Source organism: Sphingomonas phyllosphaerae (assembly GCA_036946405.1).
Lineage (GTDB): Bacteria > Pseudomonadota > Alphaproteobacteria > Sphingomonadales > Sphingomonadaceae > Sphingomonas > Sphingomonas phyllosphaerae_D.
The window spans coordinates 2,797,133-2,818,653 of record JAQIJC010000001.1 but is presented as its reverse complement, the minus strand read 5'-3'; the positions used below and the strand labels follow the sequence as shown (position 1 = coordinate 2,818,653).

General features: G+C 68.0%; 21 protein-coding genes and 1 other RNA gene. 15 read left to right on the top strand and 7 right to left on the bottom strand.

Annotation, left to right across the window (positions count from 1 at the left end; genetic code table 11):
- Positions 1–16: 16 nt before the first annotated feature.
- The gene (locus PGN12_13380; GenBank protein ID MEH3104882.1) at positions 17–460 is read right to left on the bottom strand and encodes a TM2 domain-containing protein; all 444 of its coding nucleotides are present in this window, start codon (positions 458–460) and stop codon (positions 17–19) included.
- Between the two features lie 132 nt (positions 461–592).
- Here PGN12_13380 and ptsP point away from each other — a divergent pair, with 132 nt between their 5' ends.
- The 5 genes from ptsP (at position 593) to ftsH (ending at position 7,829) form a co-directional block, all read left to right on the top strand.
- Positions 593–2,860: a phosphoenolpyruvate--protein phosphotransferase gene (gene ptsP / locus PGN12_13375; GenBank protein MEH3104881.1), complete on the top strand. Its 2,268-nt coding sequence runs from the start codon at positions 593–595 to the stop codon at positions 2,858–2,860.
- Between the two features lie 110 nt (positions 2,861–2,970).
- Positions 2,971–3,822, top strand: a complete 852-nt coding sequence (locus PGN12_13370; GenBank protein MEH3104880.1) for a DUF4115 domain-containing protein — start codon at positions 2,971–2,973, stop codon at positions 3,820–3,822.
- 85 nt (positions 3,823–3,907) lie between these two features.
- Positions 3,908–4,774, top strand: a complete 867-nt coding sequence (locus tag PGN12_13365) for a tetratricopeptide repeat protein (GenBank protein MEH3104879.1) — start codon at positions 3,908–3,910, stop codon at positions 4,772–4,774.
- A gap of 1 nt (position 4,775) precedes the next feature.
- Positions 4,776–5,783 (top strand): tRNA lysidine(34) synthetase TilS, encoded by a 1,008-nt coding sequence (gene tilS / locus PGN12_13360; protein MEH3104878.1) that lies wholly within the window; start codon positions 4,776–4,778, stop codon positions 5,781–5,783.
- Positions 5,784–5,846: 63 nt separating this feature from the next.
- On the top strand, positions 5,847–7,829 hold the full coding sequence (gene ftsH / locus PGN12_13355) for an ATP-dependent zinc metalloprotease FtsH (protein MEH3104877.1): 1,983 nt from the start codon (positions 5,847–5,849) through the stop codon (positions 7,827–7,829).
- Between the two features lie 310 nt (positions 7,830–8,139).
- Here ftsH and ligA read toward each other — a convergent pair whose 3' ends face one another.
- The gene (gene ligA / locus PGN12_13350) at positions 8,140–10,281 is read right to left on the bottom strand and encodes an NAD-dependent DNA ligase LigA (protein ID MEH3104876.1); all 2,142 of its coding nucleotides are present in this window, start codon (positions 10,279–10,281) and stop codon (positions 8,140–8,142) included.
- Positions 10,282–10,321: 40 nt separating this feature from the next.
- Positions 10,322–10,753, bottom strand: coding sequence for an Rrf2 family transcriptional regulator (locus PGN12_13345; GenBank protein MEH3104875.1), 432 nt, complete (start codon positions 10,751–10,753; stop codon positions 10,322–10,324).
- A 45-nt stretch (positions 10,754–10,798) separates the two neighbouring features.
- Between PGN12_13345 and ssrA the strand changes: the two genes are divergently transcribed.
- Positions 10,799–11,185, top strand: a transfer-messenger RNA (tmRNA) gene (gene ssrA / locus PGN12_13340).
- 14 nt (positions 11,186–11,199) lie between these two features.
- Here the strand turns inward: ssrA and PGN12_13335 are convergent.
- The 3 genes from PGN12_13335 to PGN12_13325 all read right to left on the bottom strand — a co-directional run bounded on the left by PGN12_13335 (position 11,200) and on the right by PGN12_13325 (position 13,637).
- A complete protein-coding gene (locus PGN12_13335) occupies positions 11,200–11,364 on the bottom strand; it encodes a hypothetical protein (protein MEH3104874.1) in 165 nt (54 codons plus the stop codon).
- A gap of 324 nt (positions 11,365–11,688) precedes the next feature.
- Complete coding sequence (locus PGN12_13330) at positions 11,689–12,477, bottom strand: SDR family oxidoreductase (protein ID MEH3104873.1); 789 nt, start codon at positions 12,475–12,477, stop codon at positions 11,689–11,691.
- Between the two features lie 14 nt (positions 12,478–12,491).
- A complete protein-coding gene (locus tag PGN12_13325; GenBank protein MEH3104872.1) occupies positions 12,492–13,637 on the bottom strand; it encodes an acyl-CoA dehydrogenase family protein in 1,146 nt (381 codons plus the stop codon).
- Between the two features lie 412 nt (positions 13,638–14,049).
- On the opposite strand from PGN12_13325, the gene PGN12_13320 reads away from it, so the two are divergent.
- A complete protein-coding gene (locus PGN12_13320) occupies positions 14,050–14,547 on the top strand; it encodes a CHAP domain-containing protein (GenBank protein MEH3104871.1) in 498 nt (165 codons plus the stop codon).
- 7 nt (positions 14,548–14,554) lie between these two features.
- On the opposite strand, the gene msrB is transcribed toward PGN12_13320, so the two are convergent.
- Positions 14,555–15,052 (bottom strand): peptide-methionine (R)-S-oxide reductase MsrB, encoded by a 498-nt coding sequence (gene msrB, locus PGN12_13315; GenBank protein MEH3104870.1) that lies wholly within the window; start codon positions 15,050–15,052, stop codon positions 14,555–14,557.
- A gap of 140 nt (positions 15,053–15,192) precedes the next feature.
- Between msrB and PGN12_13310 the strand changes: the two genes are divergently transcribed.
- From PGN12_13310 to PGN12_13275, 8 genes are all read left to right on the top strand, one after another.
- Positions 15,193–16,455, top strand: coding sequence for a glutamate-5-semialdehyde dehydrogenase (locus tag PGN12_13310; protein ID MEH3104869.1), 1,263 nt, complete (start codon positions 15,193–15,195; stop codon positions 16,453–16,455).
- Between the two features lie 2 nt (positions 16,456–16,457).
- Positions 16,458–17,096, top strand: a complete 639-nt coding sequence (locus tag PGN12_13305; protein ID MEH3104868.1) for a nicotinate-nucleotide adenylyltransferase — start codon at positions 16,458–16,460, stop codon at positions 17,094–17,096.
- Positions 17,097–17,104: 8 nt separating this feature from the next.
- Positions 17,105–17,497, top strand: coding sequence for a ribosome silencing factor (gene rsfS, locus PGN12_13300; protein MEH3104867.1), 393 nt, complete (start codon positions 17,105–17,107; stop codon positions 17,495–17,497).
- A 32-nt stretch (positions 17,498–17,529) separates the two neighbouring features.
- Positions 17,530–17,952 (top strand): 23S rRNA (pseudouridine(1915)-N(3))-methyltransferase RlmH, encoded by a 423-nt coding sequence (locus PGN12_13295; protein ID MEH3104866.1) that lies wholly within the window; start codon positions 17,530–17,532, stop codon positions 17,950–17,952.
- Positions 17,952–19,022 carry a peptidoglycan DD-metalloendopeptidase family protein gene (locus tag PGN12_13290; GenBank protein ID MEH3104865.1) on the top strand — a complete coding sequence of 357 codons (1,071 nt, stop codon included), beginning with the start codon at positions 17,952–17,954 and terminating at the stop codon, positions 19,020–19,022. Before PGN12_13295 ends, PGN12_13290 begins: the two co-directional genes overlap by 1 nt.
- Before the next feature lie 106 nt (positions 19,023–19,128).
- Positions 19,129–20,505 carry a S41 family peptidase gene (locus tag PGN12_13285; protein ID MEH3104864.1) on the top strand — a complete coding sequence of 459 codons (1,377 nt, stop codon included), beginning with the start codon at positions 19,129–19,131 and terminating at the stop codon, positions 20,503–20,505.
- Positions 20,502–20,987 carry a disulfide bond formation protein B gene (locus PGN12_13280; protein MEH3104863.1) on the top strand — a complete coding sequence of 162 codons (486 nt, stop codon included), beginning with the start codon at positions 20,502–20,504 and terminating at the stop codon, positions 20,985–20,987. The genes PGN12_13285 and PGN12_13280 overlap by 4 nt, the downstream gene beginning before the upstream one ends.
- Positions 20,984–21,517 carry a demethoxyubiquinone hydroxylase family protein gene (locus PGN12_13275; GenBank protein ID MEH3104862.1) on the top strand — a complete coding sequence of 178 codons (534 nt, stop codon included), beginning with the start codon at positions 20,984–20,986 and terminating at the stop codon, positions 21,515–21,517. The genes PGN12_13280 and PGN12_13275 overlap by 4 nt, the downstream gene beginning before the upstream one ends.
- Positions 21,518–21,521: the final 4 nt, after the last annotated feature.

Here is a 21,521-nt window from a genome sequence, read left to right as displayed (position 1 = left end):
CTGAGTTATGCCTGACTTAGGGGTGGCGCGGGTAGCGGGCGGCGAATTCGCGGTCGGACATGATGAGATAGCGGACGGTGTCGACCAGCGCCCAGATTCCCGTGACGACCAGCCCGAAAAGCGTGAGCGTCAGCACCAGCATCACGATCGCCGAGGCGGTGCGCCCGAGATAGAAGCGGTGGATGCCGAGCGTGCCGAGCAGGAAGGCTAGCGCCGCCGCGACATATTTGTTGCGATCATTGTGCGGGACCGCGCTGGCGGCGACCGGGGCCGGCGCGGCGGCCAGCGGAAAGATGTTGAGCGCGCGGCTGCCCGAGGTTTCGAAATCGACCGACTGGCCGATCGCGGGCTCGCCGCGCTGCGCCCAATCCTCAGGCAGGAAGGTGTAGCGCTGGCCGTCGTCGCCGGCCACCAGTCCGTGTCCACTGCGCGCATCGACGCCCAGAACCTGCCCCCGCATCGCCTTCCCCTTATCCCTGTAACCCGTCTCAACATCGCACTGCGCATTTGGCAAGGAGCCGCGCGCCGGGACACGGACAAAAAATATTTTGCTGCGTGGCACCCAAGCCACAGGTCTGGTAGCCACTCCGCCATGCCCGTGTCTGCCGCCCGCTCCGCCCGCGAAATCCTCGTCAATCTTCACGACGTGATGGCTGCGCGCTCGAACGCGCAGGCCAAGCTGAATTCGGTCGTCGAGATCATCGGCGAGGCGCTGGATAGCGAGGTGTGCTCGATCTACCTGCTGCGCGAGGGCGTGCTGGAGCTGTTCGCGACCCGCGGGCTCGATCCCGCCGCGGTGCACGTCACCAAGCTGGCGATGGGGGAGGGGCTGGTCGGCACGATCGCGCAGCACAATGAGGTGCTCAACCTCGACGAGGCCGCGAGCCATCCCGACTTCGCGTACAAGCCCGAGACCGGTGAGGATCGCTATCACAGCTTCGCGGGCGTGCCGATCATCCGGCGCGAGCGTTCGGTGGGGGTGCTGGCGGTGCAGCACGCCGATCCGCGCCGTTACGAAGATGTCGAGATCGAGGCGTTGCAGACGGTGGCGATGGTGCTGAGCGAGTTGATCGCCAATGCTGGGCTGATCGATCAGGCCGGGCCGCGCGACCGACCGCAGTCGACGGCGCCGACGCGGATCACCGGGCAGAAGCTGGTCGACGGCATGGCGGTGGGCTGCGCGGTGTTCCACCAGCCGCGGATACACATCGAGCATACCGTCGCCGAGGACACGGAAGCCGAGCGTCACCGCGTCTATGCCGCGTTCGACAAGATGCGCGAGCAGATCGACCGGATCGCGCGCGAGGCGGAATTCGGCGTTGGCGACGAGCATCAGGAGGTGATCGCCACCTACAAGATGTTCGCCTATGACGAAGGCTGGGCGCGGCGCATCAACGAGGCGATCGACAGCGGGCTGACCGCCGAGGCCGCGATCGAGCGCGTCCAGCAGCGCACGCGACAGCGGATGCGCGAGATCGACGACCCGTTGCTCGCCGACCGGATGCACGATCTGGAGGACCTGTCGAACCGCCTGCTCCGCATCGTCTCCGGGCAGATGGGAACGGCGGCGCAGATGGGATTGCGGCAGGACACGATCCTGATCGCGCGCAATCTCGGGCCGGCCGAGCTGCTGGAATACGATCGTCGCCGGTTGAAGGGCGTCGTGCTGGAGGAAGGATCGCTGACCGCGCACGTCACGATCGTCGCGCGTGCGATGGGGGTGCCGGTGCTCGGGCGGGTCCGCGACGTGCGGCGGCTGATCGCCGAGGGCGACCTGCTGCTGCTCGACGTCAACGAGGGGACGCTGACCGTGCGTCCGACCGGCGTGATGGAGGAGGCGTTCGAGGCCAAGCTGGCGGCGCGCCAGAAGCGCAAGGCCGCCTATGCCGCGCTGCGCGACGTCGCGCCGGAGACGAAGGACGGGCATCGCCTGACCGTGATGGTCAATGCCGGGCTGCGCGACGATGTGGCGGCACTGGACGTGACGGGGGCGGACGGGATCGGGCTGTTCCGCACGGAATTCCAGTTCCTCGTCTCCGCGACACTGCCGCAGCGCGAGCGGCAGCAGCGGCTGTATCGCGAGGTGCTGGATGCGGCGGGATCGCGCCCGGTGATCTTCCGCACCGTCGATATCGGCGGCGACAAGGCGTTGCCGTATCTGATCCATGCCGAGGACGAAGAGAATCCGGCGATGGGCTGGCGCGCGCTGCGGCTCGCGCTCGAACGCGACGGGCTGATGAAGGCGCAGGCGCGCGCCTTGCTGGAGGCAGCCGCAGGGCGGACGCTCAACGTGATGTTCCCGATGGTGTCGGAAGCGTGGGAGTTCGACGAGGCGCGCGCGTTGTTCGAGAAGCAGCGCGATTTCCTCGCCGCGCGCGGCAAGCGGCTGCCCATGGAGGTGCGTTACGGCGCGATGCTGGAGGTGCCGGCGCTCGCCTATCAACTCGACCTGTTGCTGCCGTCGGTCGACTTCCTGTCGATCGGCACCAACGATCTGACGCAATTCCTGTTTGCGGCGGATCGCGCCAACCCGAAGCTTGCCGAGCGATACGACTGGCTCTCGACCTCGATCCTGCGCTTCCTGCGCCGCGTCGCGGTGCCGGCAGCGCAGGCGGGGGTGCCGGTCGGGGTGTGCGGCGAGATGGGCGGGCGGCCACTGGAGGCGATGGCGCTGATCGGGATCGGGATCGAGCGATTGTCGATCACCCCCGCGGCGGTCGGGCCGGTCAAGGCGATGATCCGCTCGCTGGATCGCGGCGCGCTGACCGCGTTCATGGAGGAGCTGCTCGCGCGTCCGCCGCGCGACGTGCGTGGCGCGCTGGCGCGCTGGGCGGCGGAGCAGGGCGTCGAACTGGCCTAGCGGCCGGACGCAACGAACGCGCATCACATGGTACGGTCGGTTGACACGTCCGTGACGCTTTGAAAGACGATGGTCACGCATCGCGGCAAACGCAGGGGTCGGAGACAGGAATGAGCGAAGGCGAGCATTCGGCGCAGGCGGCGTCGCCGAGCGGCGCTCCGCAACCCGGGACGGTCGGTGCCCGCCTGCGTGCCGCTCGCGAGGCGCAGGGAATGTCGGTGGCCGAGGTCGCCGCCAGGACCCGCGTGACGCAGCGCTTCCTCGAGGCGCTGGAGGACGATCGGCTCGACCTGTTACCGTCACCGACCTATGCCTCCGGGTTCGCGCGCGCCTATGCCCGCGCGGTCGGGCTCGATCAGGCCGAGATCGGGCGCGGCATCCGCGGGGAACTCGCGCGCGGGGCGATGCCGATGCGCCAACACCATATCGAAGAGATCGCCGACCCCTCGCGCGGACCGTCGCGCTTCACGGTGATCGTCGCGGCGGGGGTGGCGCTGGCGGTGCTGATCCTTGGTGTGCTGTGGCTGTCGACGGGCATGTTCCGCGGCACACAGGACGCGCCCGAGGCGACGGCGAGCCCGACGGTGGTGGCGCGCAGCGCGCCGGTGCCGCCGCCCAGCCCGACCCCGGCCGTCGGCAAGGTGGTGCTGACCGCGAAGAACGAAGTATGGATGCGCGTCTATGATGGCGCGAACAAGACCCTGTTCACAGGCACGTTGCAGCCGGGGCAGACGTTCGAGGTGCCGGCCGGGATCGATCGGCCGATGCTGAATATCGGTCGCCCCGACCAGCTGGAGGTGGCGGTCGATGGCCGTGTGCTGCCGCCGCTCGGCGACGGCAAGCGTGCGATGAAGGATGTCGGGGTCAGCGCCGAAGCGCTGGCGACGCGCTTCGCAGGCGCACCGGCGGCGATCGCGAGCCCAGCCGTGCCGCCCGTGACACCGTCGGCCACCGGGCTGTGACGTTGCCGCGTCGCCTGCTTCAGGCTGGCGACAGGCTTTATACTCCAAATTACTATCCGGTGCCGACGCATCGGGGGACGGGAAGATGACGAAATTTCTGGTGGGCGCTGCGATCGCCCTTACGCTCGCAAGCCCCGCGCTCGCGCAGCGCGATGCGCCCGTCGAGGCGCGCGTGGACAAGCTCGAAAGCGAGATGCGCGCGGTGCAGCGCAAGGTGTTCCCGGGCGGCGCCGGGATGATGGTCGAACCGCAGATCGCGCCGAGTGCGCCGACCTCGGTCGAGGCGGCGGGGGTCCCTGCGACGAGCGCGATCACCGATCTGTCCGCGCGCGTCGCGTCGCTAGAGCAGCAGCTGGCGACGATGACGGGGCAGATCGAGCAGAACGATTATCGCGTGCGCCAACTCGAGACGCAATTCGCCGACTATCGCAAGGCGACCGATGCGAAGCTCGCCGCGCCGCCGGTCGCGACGCCGGCCGCCCCGGTCGGCGGCCCCGACGTCACCGTGCCCGAAGCGCCCGAGCCGGCGAGCACCGCCGCGGTCGCGAAGCCGAGCACCGGCGATGCCGCCGAGGACGGCTATCTCTACGGCTTCCGGCTGTGGGAAGCGAAGCGCTATGGCGAGGCGGTGACCGCGCTCAAGAAGGTCGTCGCCGATTATCCCAAGTCGCGCCGCGCCAGCTATGCGCAGAACCTGATCGGTCGTGCGTATCTGGATGACAACAAGCCCAGCCTCGCGTCGATCGCCTTTTACGACAATTACAAGAAGATGCCGGACGGTGAGCGGGCGCCGGACAGCCTGTTCTACCTGGGCAGCGCGCTGGTGAAGCTCGACAAGGCCGCGGACGCCTGCAAGGTCTATGGCGAGCTGACCGACGTTTATGGCGCGACCATCTCCGCCAAGATGAAGGCCGACATCGTCAAGGCCCGTGCTGCGGCCAAGTGCAAGTGAGGTGACGCTGCGTCCGCTGCCCCCGGCGGCGGTCGCAAGGTTTCGCGCCGATGTCGAGCGGCTGGTCGCGCGGGCCTTCGAGGGCGCGGCGCTGACCGAGACGGCGCGGCTGGCGCTGGCGATTTCGGGCGGCGCCGACAGCATGGCGATGCTCCGGCTTGGCGTGGCGGCTTTCCCGGGGCGGATCGTCGCCGTGACGTTCGATCATCGGTTCCGAGCGGAGTCGGCCGCGGAAGCCGCGATGGTCGGGCGGGTGTGCGCGATGCTTGGCGTTCCGCATCACACGCTTGCCCCATCCGAGCCGATCACCGGCAACAGCAAGCAGATGCGCGCGCGAGACGCCCGCTATGCCGCGCTGGGCGAGTGGGCGGGTGCGGAGGCGGTGTCGTTTCTGCTGACCGCGCACCATGCCGACGATCAGGCCGAGACGTTGCTGATGCGGTTGCAGCGCGGCTGTGGTCTGTCGGGACTTTCGGCGATCCGCGCGGTGCGGTTCGACGGGTTCGGCGTCGTCCTGCGGCCGCTGTTGGGCTGGCGACGCGCCGAATTGCGGGCGATCGCCGAGGAAAGCGCGACGCCGTTCGTCGACGATCCCTCGAACGACGATCCGCGCCACGATCGCACGCGGGTGCGCGCGCTGCTGGCCGCGACCCCGGCGCTGGACCCGGTTGCGCTGGCGGCCTCGGCGGGCTTTCTCGCCGAGGCGGAGGACGTGCTCGTCCGCCATGCGGAGCGGATCTGGTCCGAGCGATGGCACGGGCCGGACCGCGGCCTGTCGATCGCCGATGAACCGCGCGATCTGCGGCGGCGTCTGGTTCGCCGCGCGCTGGCGGAAACGCGGGCGCGACTCGGGATCATCCTGCCGGCGTTCGACCGCGATTCGGCCAATGTGGAGGCGCTGCTCGACGCGCTCGAGGCCGGGCGAAGCGCGACGCAGGGCGGAATCATGGTGCGCAGCGTCCGTGGTGAATGGATCTTTGGTGCAGCACCGCCGCGTCGATCACTCTGACCGACGTTGTTCCATTGCCATTAACCTGTCCGAGCCTACATTATAGCCGACGAAAGGTAGCCGATGAACGACAACGACAGGCAGCCCGGAAACGGCGGCAACGACAATAATGGCTCGGGCGGTCCGAACCCGTGGATGAAGAGCCTGCTGATCTGGGTCGGCGTGCTGCTCTCGCTCGCGGTGGTGGTGACGCTGTTCGACGGTCGGACCAGCACCGCGCAGGGCAACACGATCGCTTACTCCACCTTCCTCGACAAGGTCGACGAGGGCACGGTGAAGAGCGTCAACGTCAGCCGCGACATGATCTCGGGCAGCTTCTCGAGCGGTGACAAGTTCCGCACCTATCCGGTGCAAGACTCGGGGCTGATGGACCGGCTGCGGAAGTCGGGCGTCGAGGTTGCGGGCAAGCCCGAAGAAGGGCCGTCGGTGTGGATGGTGTTGCTTTACCAGTCGCTGCCGTTCCTGCTGTTCCTCGGCATCGCGTTCTTCGTGCTGCGCCAGATGCAGAAGGGCGGCGGCGCGGGCGGCGCGATGGGCTTCGGCAAGAGCCGCGCCAAGGTGCTGACGCAGAAGGAAGGCAAGGTCACCTTCAACGACGTCGCCGGCATTGACGAGGCGCGCGAGGAGCTGGTCGAGATCGTCGACTTCCTCAAGGACCCGACCAAGTTCGCGCGGCTGGGCGGCAAGATCCCCAAGGGCGCGCTGCTGGTCGGCTCGCCGGGTACGGGCAAGACGCTGCTGGCGCGCGCGATTGCGGGCGAGGCGGGCGTGCCGTTCTTCACCATTTCAGGCTCGGACTTCGTCGAGATGTTCGTCGGTGTCGGCGCCAGCCGCGTCCGCGACATGTTCGAACAGGCCAAGAAGAGCGCGCCGTGCATCGTCTTTATCGACGAAATCGACGCGGTCGGCCGTCATCGCGGTGCCGGATTGGGCAACGGCAATGACGAGCGCGAGCAGACGCTCAACCAGTTGCTGGTCGAGATGGACGGTTTCGAGGCGAACGAGGGGATCATCATCGTCGCGGCCACCAACCGCCCAGACGTGCTCGACCCTGCGCTGCTGCGGCCGGGTCGCTTCGACCGGCAGGTGGTGGTGCCGCGCCCGGACATCGACGGTCGCGTCAAGATTCTCGAAGTGCATATGAAGAAGGTGCCGCTGGCGCCGGACGTCGATGCGCGGACGATCGCGCGCGGGACGCCGGGCTTCTCGGGCGCCGATCTCGCCAACCTCGTCAACGAGGCGGCGCTGATGGCGGCGCGCAAGGGCAAGCGGCTGGTCGCCAATGCCGAGTTCGAAGAAGCCAAGGACAAGGTCATGATGGGCGCCGAGCGCCGTAGTATGGTGATGACCGAGGACGAGAAGCGGATGACCGCCTATCACGAGGCGGGCCACGCGATCGTCGCGCTGCACGAGCCGGCGTCGGACCCGATCCACAAGGCGACGATCATCCCGCGCGGTCGCGCGCTGGGCATGGTCATGAGGTTGCCGGAGCGTGACAGCTACAGCTATCACCGTGACAAGATGTACGCGAATCTCGCGGTGGCGATGGGCGGGCGGATCGCCGAGGAAGTGATCTTCGGCTATGACAAGGTGTCGAGTGGCGCGAGCGGCGACATCCAGTACGCTACCGGTCTGGCGCGCGACATGGTCACCAAATGGGGCATGTCGGACAAGGTCGGTCCGGTCGAATATGCCCAGCCTGAAGGCGAGAGCTTCCTCGGTTATTCGTCGAGCCAGCCGGTGCGGATGTCGAATGCGACCGCTCAGTTGATCGACGACGAGATCAAGGCGATCGTCGAGGGCGGGCTGCACCGCGCCAAGCAGGTGCTGACCGAGCATCTCGATCAATTGCACACGCTGGCCGGCGCGCTGCTCGAATATGAGACGTTGAGCGGTGACGAGATCAAGCGGTTGATCGCCGGTGAGGAACTCGACCGTCGCGATCATGGGCCGAAGACGCCGTCGGTGCCGGCGGTCGGGACGTCGATACCGAAGACCAAGCGCCCGTCCGGGCCGTTCGGGAACCCGTCGCCAGCTGGGGCGTGATTGCTGCGGTTGATGGGTGAAGATGGAGGCGGCCTACGGGTCGCCTCTTTTTTTTGTACGCGGTGGCTTGGAGCGCGTCATCGCGAGCGTAGCGAAGCAATGACGCCAATAGGCGGGCTGCCGGTCCCGCGCGGTGGTTCAAGGTGTGACGTGCGTCGCCCCGGGACTAGGTCCGGGGCCCTGCTTCCTTCTGCCGGGGCAGCGGAAGGAAGAGGCGAGATCCCGGATCAGGTCCGGGATGACGGAGTGAGTTGGACGGCAGCTACATCCTTCTCACGACATGGAAGAAAGGATGACGCCGGGGAAAGCGTCACTCCCCCGCGCCCGCGACGATCGCGTTCCAGCCGGCTTCGTCGATCACCGTGATCCCCAGTTCGGCGGCCTTGGTGGCTTTCGACCCTGCGCCGGGACCGGCGACGAGCAGGTCGGTCTTCTTCGACACCGATCCCGCGACATGCGCGCCGAGCCGTTCGGCCTGCGCCTTCGCCTCGTCGCGGCTGAGCGTTTCGAGCTTGCCGGTGAACACCACGGTCTTGCCGGTCACTTCCGATCCGCGCGTCTCGACCACGAACGGGGGTGGGGACACGTGCGCGAGCAGATCCTCCCACACCGTCTGATTGTGCGGTTCATGGAAGAAGTCGGCCAGCGCGTGGCCGACCGCCGCGCCGACGTTCTCGACCCCGATCAGCTCCGCGATCGCCTTGTCGAGGCGGGTGCGGTGGCGCTCGGGCGTCTCGCCGATCACGGCGGGCAGGGCGTCGCGCAGCGCGATCACCTCGCGCGCCTTGTCGGCAAGCGCGGGGAGGGTGACGTAGCGTTTGAGCAGGTCGCGCGCAGTGACGATCCCGACGTGGCGGATGCCGAGCCCGAACAGCAGCCGCGCCGCATCGGGGGAGCGCCGCGCTTCGATCGCGTCGAGCAACGCATCGACCGAGCGGGCCTGCCAGCCCTCGCGTCCGACCAGTTCGTCGCGGTGCGCGGCGAGGCGGAAGATGTCGGCGGGCTCCTTGATCCAGCCGAGGTCGAGCAGTTCGATGAGCGTCTTCTCGCCAAGTCCGTCGATGTCGAGTGCGCCGCGGCTGACGAAATGCTTGAGCCGTTCGAGCCTTTGCGCCGGGCAGACCAGCCCGCCGGTGCAGCGCACGTCGACCTCGCCCTCCTCGGCGACCGCCTCGCTGTGGCAGATCGGGCAATGATCGGGGAACGCGAATGGCGGCAGATCGGCGGTGCGCGGGAGCACCGCGACGATCTGCGGGATCACGTCGCCGGCGCGTTGCAGGATCACGCGGTCGCCCTCGCGTGCGTCGAGCCGCGCGATCTCGTCGCGGTTGTGGAGCGTGGCGTTGGTGACGACGACGCCGCCGACCGTCACCGGGGTGAGCCGCGCCACGGGCGTGAGCTTGCCGGTGCGGCCGACCTGGATATCGATCCGCTCCAGCGTGGTCTGCGCCTGTTCGGCAGGGAATTTGTGCGCGATCGCCCAGCGCGGCGCGCGGCCGACGCTGCCCAGTCGCTCCTGCCAGTCGAGCCGGTCGAGCTTGTAGACGACGCCGTCGATGTCGAACGGCAGGTCGGCACGCTGCGCCTCGATCGCGCGATACACCGCCAGCGCCCCAGCGGCATCGTCGCAGCGCGCGAAGGCCTCGGCGATCGGGAAGCCCCAATCGCGCAGGGCCGCGACGACTGCGGCCTGTGTGTCGCCGGGGATCGCGTTGGCCTCGCCCCAGCCGTGCGCGAGGAAGCGTAGCGGGCGGGCGCGGGTGACCGCCGCATCTTTCTGGCGCAGCGAGCCGGCCGCGGCATTGCGAGGATTGGCGAACTGACGCGCGTCCTTGCCCGTGGTCGCCGCCTCTTCGGCAAGCCGGCGATTGAGCGCGGCGAAAGCAGCCTTTTCCATATAGACCTCGCCGCGCACCTCGAAAATGTCGGGCGCGGCAGGGGGGAGTGTGGCGGGGATGTCGGCGATGGTGCGGACGTTGGCGGTCACATCCTCGCCGACCGCGCCGTCGCCGCGGGTCACCGCCTGCACCAGCCGGCGATCCTCGTAGCGGAGCGAGCAGGACAGGCCGTCGATCTTGGGCTCGGCGGTGAGCGCGACCGGTTCGTCGGGGCCGAGCCGCAGGAAACGGCGGACGCGCGCGACGAACTCGAGCACGTCCTCGTCGGAAAAAGCATTGTCGAGGCTCATCATCGCGCGGGCGTGCGTGACTTTGGCGAGATGCGCAGCGGGGGCGGCGCCGACCTGCCGGCTGGGCGAATCATCGCGGACCAGCGTGGGGAAGGCCGCTTCGATCGTGCGGTTGCGCCGGACCAGCGCGTCATAGGCGGCGTCGCTGATCTCCGGCGCGTCCTCGGTATGATAGCGCTGGTTGTGGTAGGCGATGTCGGTGGCCAGCCGCGCCAGCTCGGCAGCGGCGGCGGTGTCGTTCTCGGGCAGCGGCGCGTCGGTCATCGTGACGGGTTAGAAAACCCGCGCGCTAGCGTCCATCACTTCACGCCGCGGCGAGCTTCTCCGCGGTGGCGTCGGCGAGGCTGGTGCCGTCGAGGATGCGTGCGGTTTCGTCGCGCACCCGCATCATCGCCAGTCGGATCGCGCATTCCGCCTCGCTCTTGCAATCCTTGCACGGGCGATAGGCGGTCCGGCTGACGCAGGGAACCAGCGCCAGCGGCCCCTCGATGACGCGGATCACCTCACCCAGCGAGATCAGATGCGCGGGGCGCGACAGGACGTAGCCGCCCATCTTGCCGCGATAGCTGTGCAGCAGGCCCGCGTCGCGCAGATCGGCGAGGATCAACTCGAGGAATTTGCGCGGAACATTCGCCTCGGCGGCGATCCGCGTCATCGGCGTCGGGGGTGCGCCGGCCGGGGCGGTGGCCAGGAACAGCATCGATCGCAGGGCATAACGGGAGCGCTGGGTAAGCATGACCCACTATATACAGGGATATTGTGGCGGGCAAATGGCCGTTCGCCCCTTTTCCAAACGCTTCGAGCGCCCTATATCGCCGCTTGTCGGGTTCTACCCGGCTATGGCGATAAACTGCGGCGTAAAATAGACGCAGCGGACCCGGGGGCAGTACCCGGCGGCTCCACCATAAATGGTGGTGTATCTGGACACCGTTTCTGACGGGGCCGAACCAGGATCGACGTGTGTTGAAAGGCGCTGTTTTCGCTCGGAATGGGACCACCGCAACGGCCCATTACACAAGTGCCAACGATAACGAAGCACTCGCGATTGCGGCGTAACTGATGGCCTAACGGCCTGACGTTACACCAAAATAGCGCGGTTGGACCCCACCGGGCAACAGAAGGGGATTCCAGCGGTACGGGGAGCACCGGGCAACAGAAGCTCCCCACTCACCATCCGATATGTCAGTCGTCGCCGAGCAGCGACGATTTGCGCGGGATCGTTTCCTCGTTCGGCTGCCCCTTGTCGAGCTGGTCGGAAGGGCGGCGGGCGTCGCCGTCCTGCTGGTGCTCGGTCGAGAGATTGGGGCGCTTGGTTTCGGTGGTCGGGCGGATCGCGTCGTCGGCCATGGTTTCGTCTCCTTATGCGCGGACCAACGGGCCGCGTGCGGCGGCCGTTCCCGTAGGCCGGGTGCGATCGGTAGAGCGGGATGACGGAGATGGAGGCCGATATTCATGATGGCCTTCATTGCCCTCGCCCCTCGCAGAGGGGAGAGGGTTGCGCAGACTTGGGCTTTGCGCAGCAAAGTCTTAGTCGGAGCTGGGTGAGGGGTGGCGCTCGCGCAAGCGAGCGCGCGAGCCGCAGGCTCGCTCAACCCCTCACCCAAGCTGCGCTAGCCCTCTCCCCTGTCCAGGGGCGAGGGTAGGGAAGGCAAGCATGACGGTCGATCCGCCCTAGCCGTCGATGCTGCCGCCCAGCGCGGCGTGGACCAGCCCGCCGTCGACCGCGATCGTCTCCCCGACGACATAATCTCCCGCGCGGCTGGCGAGATAGATCGCGGTGCCGGCCATATCCTCGTCGGTGCCGATGCGGCGCGCCGGGATTGCCTTGGCCACCGCGTCACCATGGTCGCGCGCCGCGCGATTCATCTCGCTCGCAAAGGCGCCGGGCGCGATCGACGTGACGTTGATGCCGTCGCGGATCAGTCGTGCCGCCAATCGTTTCGTCAGATAGATCAGCGCCGATTTCGAGGCGTGGTAGCTGTACGTTTCCCATGGATTGAGCCGCAGTCCGTCGACCGAGGTGATGTTGATGACCTTGGCGGGGCGCTGTGCGCTGGCGCCGGCCTTCAGCAGCGCGTGGAGCGACTGGGTCAGAAAGAACGGTGATTTGACGTTGAGGTCCATGACCTTGTCCCACCCGCTTTCCGGAAACTCCTCGAACGCGACCCCCCACGCCGCGCCGGCATTGTTGACGAGGATGTCGAGCCGCTCCTCACGTTCCGCCAGTGCCGCGGCCAGCGCGCGGCAGCCGTCGACGGTCGAGATATCCTGCGGAAGCGCAATGCAATTCTCACCGAGTTCGGCGGCGGTTTCGGCGCAGGCCTCGGCCTTGCGGCTGGAGACATAGACGCGCGCGCCCTGTGCGACGAAGCCGGCGGCGATCATCTTGCCGATCCCGCGACTGCCGCCCGTGACCAGCGCGACCCGGCCGTCGAGCCGGAACAGCTTGCCGATATCCATAGGAACCCTCTCCCTTATTCGCCGCGCTTCAACGTCTCGCGGGCGATGATCAGTTGCTGGATCTGGCTGGTGCCTTCGTAGATGCGGAACAGCCGCACGTCGCGGTACAGCCGCTCGACGCCATAATCGGCGATATAGCCGGCACCGCCGAGGATCTGCACCGCGCGATCGGCGACGCGGCCGACCATCTCACTGGCGAAATATTTGGCGGCGGCGCTTTCGAGGATCACGTCATCGCCGGCGTCCTTCTTCGCGGCGGTGTCGAGCACCAGCGCACGGGCGGCAAGCGCCTCGGTCTTCGAGTCCGCGATCATCGCCTGGATGAGCTGATGCTCGGCGATGGCCTTCCCGAATTGGTGGCGCGCGGTGGCATAGGCGACCGCATCGGCGATCAACCGCTCGGCGACCCCGACGCAGACCGCGGCGATGTGCAGCCGCCCGCGATCGAGCACCTGCATCGCGATCCGGAAGCCATCGCCGTCCTCCCCCAGCCGGTTCGCGGCCGGGACGGGGACGTCGTCGAACACGACGTCGGCGACCTTCGCGCCTTTCTGCCCCATCTTCTTCTCGGGCGTGCCGACGGTCACGCCGGGCAAATCGCGCGGCACGAGGAACGCCGAGACGCCGCGGCCACCCTTTTCCTCGCCCGTCCGCGCCATGACGGTGAACAGGTCGGCGCGATCGGCGTTGGTGATGTAGCGCTTGGTGCCGCTCAGCCGATAGATATCGCCGTCGCGCACCGCACGGGTCGTGACGCTGCCCGAATCGCTGCCGACCTCGGGTTCGGTGAGCGCGAAGCTGGTGACGATCTCGCCGCTGGCGATCCGCGGAAGCCATGCGGCTTTCTGTTCGGCGGTGCCCGCGATCACCAATCCCTGACTGCCGATCCCGACGTTGGTGCCGAAGGCGGAGCGGAACGCCGGGGTGGTGCGGCCGAGTTCGATCGCGACGCGCACCTCTTCGCCCATCGTCAGCCCGAGCCCGCCGTAATCCGGGTCGATCGACAGCCCGAACAACCCGAGATCACGCATCTCGGCGACGATCGCGTCGGGTACGGCATCATCCGCCTCGACCTGTGCCTCCAGCGGGCGCAACCGTTCCGCCACGAAGCGGCGCACGGTCGCGAGCAGGGCTTCGAACGTTTCCGAATCAAGCGCCATGGTGACAGCCTCATCCTCTCCGTGGCCTGAGGCCGGCTTAGGTGCAGACGGACGGAGCGGCAAGCGCCCGGCGGACCTGATATTCGAAAAGTTTGCGATCGACTTGTTGAGGCTGTCCATACTGTCAGACCGAAAAGCCGGTGAGGAGCTGTTGCGAATCGCTCGACCCGTCTGCGGCAGGGCAATTTTAACGGCCCGGTAACACTCAAGGGCAGCATGGCTGACGTGCTTTTTGGTCTATTGTTCGGTTCGTCGCCGGTCATCTTCGGTTCATCCGAAAAGGTTCCCGCGGCATTTGTTGATTGGGATCTTTCTGGTTAGCCGACCTCCATCAGTCCTGTTGACCGGGGGGTCGCCCGTGAACGTCAAGGTTTGGACAGCGCGTTTTGCGCTGGTGGTTTCGTGCGTCCTGATGACGACTGCGCCGGCGCAGGCGCGCTATCTGCAATGCGTGCCGTTCGCGCGTGAAGTCTCGGGCATCGATATCCGCGGCAATGCCAATACCTGGTGGGGTCAGGCCGCCGGTCGCTACGATCGTGGCGCATCGCCACAGGTCGGGGCGGTAATGGCGTTCAAGGCGACGCGGGCAATGCCCGTCGGGCACGTCGCGATGGTCAGCCGGATCGTCAGCGATCGCGAAGTGCTGTTGACCCATGCCAATTGGTCGCGGCGCGGCGGGATCGAGCGCGACGTGCGCGCGGTCGATGTCTCGGCGGCCGGCGACTGGAGCGAGGTGCGGGTGTGGTTCGCCGGCGTCGGCGATCTGGGCACGAGCAGCTATCCGCTCGCCGGCTTCATCTATGCCGGCAAGGCGCCGACGACGAACGAGGATGTGGCGCCGCTCGCCCCGCTGACGATCGCGACCGCGGCGGTGGTGCCAGTCGCAGGGGTCGTCCCCGCCGAGCGTTGAGGTACGATCAGGCGGGGCGGAACGTCATCGCCACGCCGTTCATGCAAAATCGTTTTCCGGTCGGGCGCGGCCCATCGTCGAAGACGTGGCCGAGATGTCCGCCGCAGCGGCTGCAATGGACCTCGGTCCGCACCATCCCCAGGGTCGAATCGCGGTGATAGCCGACCGCGTTCGGCAAGGGCGCGGTGAAGCTGGGCCAGCCGGTGCCGCTTTCGAACTTGGTCTTCGATGAGAACAAAGGTTGCGCGCAGCCTTTGCACGCGAACGTGCCGGCGCGATGTTCGCCGTTGAGCGGGCTGCTGTACGGACGTTCGGTCCCTTCGCGACGCAGCACGTCGAACGCCGCGGAGCCGAGCTGCGCCTGCCATTGCGCGTCGGTGCGGGTAACGGGAAAGCGCTCGGCCGCATCTGCGCTGCGCGATCCGCAGGCGAGCAAGGTCGTGGCGAGGAGCCCGCCACCGGCGATGGCGAAAAAGCGGCGACGATCCAAGGCTGTATCGGTCATGACAATGATATGGTGAGCGCCGGGCCGACCGCCAGCACCCGCCGCGATGCGCGATTGCATTTTGTCGAAGGAATCCGGCCGTCGGGGCGCGGCGGGGTAGGGGTTGGGAGTTCCGGGAGTTGCGTGCTACGCCCGCGGCCATGTCGGACACCGATCATCCCACGGCCCTGATCGCTTCAATGGCAGCGCGCGCGCGCATGGCGGCGCATCACCTTGCCGGATCGAGCGATGCGCAAAAGGCGGCTGCACTGCGATCGGCGGCACACGCGCTGCGCGAAGCCGATGCGGCGATCCTTGCCGCCAATGAGCTCGATCTGGAGCGGGGGCGCGGGAACGGGCTGTCCGACGCGATGCTGGACCGGTTGCGTCTGGATGCGGCGCGGATCGAGAGCGTCGCAGCGGCGGTAGCGACCGTGGCCGATCTTCCCGACCCGGTCGGGCAAGTGATCGATGAGGCGGTCCGGCCGAACGGGCTTTCGCTCAGCCGCGTGCGGGTGCCGATCGGGGTGATCGGGATCATCTACGAAAGCCGCCCCAACGTCACCGCCGATGCGGCGGCCCTGTGCGTGCGATCGGGTAATGCGGTCATCCTGCGTGGTGGCTCCGAGGCGGTGGAGAGCAATCGTGCGATCCATGCGGCGCTGGTGCGTGGGCTCGAAGCGGCGGGGTTGCCCGGCGACGCGGTGCAGCTCGTCCCGACCACCGATCGTGCGGCGGTCGGCGCGCTGCTCGCCGCTTCCGGAGCGATCGACCTCATCATCCCGCGCGGCGGACGCAGTCTGGTCGAGCGCGTGCAGAACGAAGCGCGCGTGCCGGTGCTCGCGCATCTCGACGGGATCAATCACGTCTTCGTTCACCGCTCTGCCGAGCCGGAGATGGCGACGCGGATCGTCCTCGACGCCAAGATGCGGCGGACCGGCATTTGCGGTGCGATGGAGACGTTGCTGATCGATCGCGGCTGGCCACATGCCGCTGCGCTTATTGCCGCGCTCGCCGGACGCGGCTGCACGGTGCGTGGTGACGATGCCGCGAAAGCGCTGGTGCCATCGATCGATGCGGCCGACGCGGCGGACTGGAACACGGAATATCTCGACGCGATCGCGTCGGTCGCGATCGTCGACGGGCCGGATGGTGCGCTGGCGCATATCGCTGCGCATGGCTCGCATCATACCGACGCGATCGTCGCCGAGGATCGCGAGGTCGCGGAGCGGTTCCTGCGCGAGGTCGATTCGGCGATCGTGCTGTGGAATGCCTCGACGCAGTTCGCCGATGGTGGCGAGTTCGGGCTGGGGGCGGAGATCGGCATCGCGACAGGGCGGCTCCATGCCCGCGGACCTGTCGCGCTGGAAGGGCTGACCACCTACAAATGGCTGGGGCGCGGCAGCGGGCAGATCCGCGGTTGACGATCCGGCGTATCGGCCTGCTGGGCGGATCGTTCAATCCGGCGCATCGCGGCCACCGCCATGTCACGCTGGAGGCGATCCGGCTGCTCGGGCTCGACGAGGTCTGGTGGCTGGTCTCGCCGGGCAATCCGCTCAAGCCGCGCGCGGGCATGGCGCCGCTCGCCGCGCGGCTCGCCTCGGCGCGCACGATGGCGCGGCGCGCCCCGATCCGGGCGACCGATCTGGAGGCGCGGTTGCGGACGCGCTACACCGTCGACACGTTGCGGCGGATCGTGCGGCGGTATTCGCGCCATCGCTTCATCTGGATCATGGGCGCGGACAATCTGGCGCAATTTCATGAATGGCGGCAGTGGCGGACGATCGCGCGCACGATGCCGATTGCGGTGTTGACCCGTCCGGGCTATGACGACGATGCTCTCGCGGGTCCCGCGATGGGCTGGCTGCGGCGCTATCGGCGGCCCGCGCGCCAGGCAACGAACTGGGCCGAGTGGAGTGTGCCAGCCCTGGTGCTGCTGCGTTTCCGCCCCGACCGGACATCCGCGACGCAATTGCGCGCCGTCGATCCCGACTGGCATGTTCGCTTTGCCGATCCGATATCTGTGACCACAACCCCCGCCGCAGCGTCGTCGCGGCAACCCTAGGAGTAACCTTGCCCGCCACCGAACCCGCCCGCCGCTCGCCCGATTCTACGGATGTCGAGGCGCTGCATCGTCTGGTCCTGCAATCGCTGGACGACGATCAGGCGGTGGACACGATCTCGATCCCGCTCGCGGGCAAGTCGTCGATCGCCGATTACATGGTCATCGCCAGCGGACGCTCGACCCGGCAGGTCGCGTCGATGGCGCAAAAGCTGGCCGAGCGGATCAAGGGCGAGACCGGCCGTCCAGCGCGCATCGAGGGGCTGCCGAATGCCGATTGGGTACTGATCGACGGTGGCGACGTGATCGTCCACCTGTTCCGTCCCGAGGTGCGCAGCTTCTACAATCTGGAGCGGATGTGGTCGTTCGGTGATGCGCCAACGCCGAGTGTCGCGCCGAACTAAGCCTCTCTCCGACCGCTTGAGAGGGGCTGTCAATGCTGCTGCACATCGTCGCGCGGGGGCGGATCGGGCGGTCGCCCGAGGCCGAGCTGGTCGAGCGATACCTCAAGCGGATCGTGTGGCCGACGCGGGTTAGCGAGCTGCCCGATCGCGGCGGGCGGGAGCCGGAGCGGGTCGCGCAGGGCCGCCGCATCCTGCTTGACGAGAAGGGCGAGGTGCTCGGCTCGACCGCCTTTGCGGAGCGGATCGGCCGCTGGCGCGACGATGGCGTGCGCGAGGCGCGCTTTCTGATCGGGGCGGCGGACGGCTTTTCCGACGCGGAGCGTGGCGAGGCCGACATGCTGCTGTCGTTCGGGCGCGCGACCTGGCCGCACCTGCTGGCCCGCGCGATGCTGGCCGAGCAATTATTTCGCGCGACCAGCATCCTGGCGAACCATCCCTATCATCGCGAGGGTTGATGCGGGCGTGGGCGTCATGGGCGGTGGTGATAGCTGTCGCGCTCTGTGGCGGCGGGGCGGGGGCCGCGCCGGAGCCCGGTGCGACCGCGCAGCGTCGCGCGCAAATGCTTGAAGAGCGCGCCGATCGCATCGCCGATCCGGCGCGGCGCGCGGCGTTGCGCGAGGCGGCGGTCGCGGCGCGGGTAACGGCCGCCGAAGGTGATCTTGCCAGCTTGCAGGCACGCGCCGCGGTCATCAGAGCGCGGTTGGCGGCACAACGACGCGTGCTTGCCGCGCGTGAGGCACCTGTCGCACGATTGCTGGCGACATTGACCACGCTGACGAGGCGGCCGGCGGTGGTCGCGCTGGCACAGCCGGGCAGCGTGGCGGATCTGGTCCATGCGCAAGCGGTGACCACGGCCGTGATGCCGGTGCTGCGCGCGCGATCGGCGGAATTGCGTCGCGCCGTCGCCAACGGACGCGCGTTGCAGGCGAGCGCGGATGCCGCCGAGCGTCGCTTGCGGACGGCGCGCGCGCGACTGGTCGAAGCGCGCGAGCAGCTTGCGGCGGTGACCGGTGGCGACGACGAGCGCGCACTGGCGATGGAGGAGGCGGTGCGCGACACCGCCGAGCGACTGCGCACGATCGGTGGTGAGCAGGCAGTGCTTGCGGATGTGATGGCGCTGACCTTGCCGGCGATGCCGCCGGTCGCGCCGGGCGCTGCGAACCGAGCCTATCGCTTGCCGGTGCGTGGGCGATTGGTGACCGGCATGGGTGAGCTTTCCGGCAACGGCGTCCGCGCGCGCGGGCTGACGCTGGCGGTGCCCGCCGCCGCCACGATCGTTGCGCCGGCTGGGGGGCGGGTGCGCTTCGCAGGGCCGTTCCGCAGCTTCGGGCGGATCGTCATTCTCGATCACGGCGCGGGCTGGACGTCGTTGGTCGCCGGGCTCGGCGCTGTTGCAGTTGAGAGCGGCGCACGCGTCGCGGCGGGCGCGCCGCTCGGCACTGCGCCCAGGGTCGACGGTGCGCGCGTGACGGTCGAATTGCGGCGGCGTGGCCGGCCCGTGGACATTGCGCAAATCGTCGGGTGAGATCGCGCGCCGCTCAGCCGCCATTCAGCCCCGCGGGTGCTTTGATCGTCCCGTCAATTCCGCTACACCGCGGGATCGTCCATCCGCAGGAACAGTTTCGCCCGTCATGAAGTCAAAGCTGCTCCCGGCCGTCGCGCTGGTCACCACCATCGCCACCGTGCCGGTCGCCACCGGGGCGATGGCCGCGTCGGACACCGCCACCTATCGTCAGCTCGACAAATTCCTCGACGTCTACAATCGTGTGAAGGCGGATTATGTCGACAAGGTCACCGACGATCAGCTGATGAAGGGCGCGATCGACGGAATGCTGGCGGCGCTCGACCCGCATAGCAGTTATGTCGACGCCTCCGACTTCGACAATCTGCGGATCCAGACCGAGGGCAATTACGGCGGACTGGGCCTGACCGTCTCGATGGAGGATGGTGCGGTCAAGGTGATCGCGCCGCAGGAGGACACCCCCGCCGGACGCGCCGGGATCAAGTCCGGCGATTTCATCACCCATATCGACGGCAAGCTGATCTACGGCGGCACGCTCGACGAGGCGACCGCGCAGATGCGTGGCAAGCCGGGCACGAAGGTGACGCTGACGCTGATCCGCTCCGGTCGCGACAAGCCGATCGTCGTGACGCTGGTGCGCGAGGTGATCGTGCAGCGCCCGGTGAAATGGGAGGTGAAGGGCGATGTCGGCTACATCAACATCAATACCTTCTCCGAACAGACCGGCGCAGATACGCGCGCCGCGATCATGGCGATCGACAAGTCGCTGGGGCATCGCCCGCTCGGCTATGTCGTCGACCTGCGCGAGAATGGCGGCGGATTGCTGACGCAGGCGATCGAAGTGTCGGACGCCTTCCTCGATCGTGGCGAGATCGTCAGCCAGCGTGGGCGCGAGAAGGACGATATCGAGCGCTATTTCGCGCGTCCGGGCGACGATGCGCACGGGCTGCCGATCATCGTGCTGACCGATTCGGGCACTGCCTCGGCGAGCGAGATCGTCGCCGGTGCGTTGCAGGATCATCACCGTGCGCTGGTGATGGGCGAGCGGACGTTCGGCAAGGGATCGGTGCAGACGCTTCTGCAGCTCGGGCCGCGTACCGCGCTGCGGCTGACCACCGCGCGTTACTTCACCCCATCGGGGCGGAGCGTGCAGGAGGGCGGGATCGAGCCCGACATCAAGGTGCCGCAGATTTCCGATCCCGATTACAAGTCGCGCCCGGTGTTCCGCGAAGCCGATTTGCGCCGCCACCTGATCAATGAGATCAAGTCGCCGGACAATGCGGTGCTCGAAGAGGATGTGAAGGACGATCCGCGCTTCGCGACCTCGCCCGATGCGCTCAAGAAGCAGGGAATCGAGGACTTCCAGCTCTGGTACGCGCTGAAGACGATCGCGCGGCTGGGTGGCGCGACGCAGGTCGCCGCGGTGACGCAGGCGATGACGGTCAAGCCGACCGCCACCGCCACGCCGGCGCCGGTGAAGAAGTGATCGCGGCCGGCCTTCGCAATGCGCGCCTGCTCGCGCTACTGATCCCGGCGGCGTTGCTGGGTGGGGCGTGGGCGTTCCAGCTCTACGGCGGGCTGTATCCGTGCGAGATGTGCCACTGGCAGCGCTGGCCGCATTATGGTGCACTGGCGATGGCGGTGCTGGCGTTCGTGACCGGTGGGCCGCGCGTCAAGGCGACGCTGGTCGCGGGGGCGGCGGCGCTGATCGCGGTGTCCGGCTTGATCGGCGTCTTCCACGCCGGGGTCGAATATCATTGGTGGCAGGGGATCACCGCCTGCACGCAGACCACCAACCTGTCCGGCCTGTCGACCGATCAGGCCTTGAAGGACCTGCTGGCCGCCCCCATCGTCCGGTGCGACGCGCCGCAATGGTCGCTGCTCGGCGTGTCGCTCGCCGGGTGGAATGCGGTGATCTCGCTGATCGGCGCGGTGCTGATCGCGGTGCAACTGAGGAGGCGTGGATGACCTGGAAGCCCGGCGACCGGCCGCATCCGTCCGCGTCGATGATCCGCGTCGATCAGGCCGGCGAGTTCGGCGCGATCCGCATCTATGCGGGGCAGCTCGCCATCATGGGGCAGCGTTCGCCGATGGCGCGAAAGATTTCCGCGATGGCGTTGCAGGAGGAGAAGCATCGCGCGTTCTTCGACCGGATGATCGTCGAGCGCGGCGTGCGGCCGACCTTGTTCCAGCCGTTCTGGGATGTCGCGGGCTTCGCGCTGGGCGCCGTCACCGCAGCGATCGGGCCGGAGGCGGCGATGGCGTGCACCGCTGCGGTCGAGACCGAGATCGACAAACATTACGAGGAACAGCTGGTCGCGCTGGGCGACAGCGATCCCGAGCTGTCCGACGCGATCCGCGAGTTTCAGGCCGAGGAACTGGAGCATCGCGATACCGCGCTCGCCAATGGCGCCGAAAATGCGCCGGCCTATCCGTTGCTGTCGGCGGCGATCCGGCTCGGCTGCCGCGTCGCGATCGCTACCGCCAAACGTATCTGAGAGG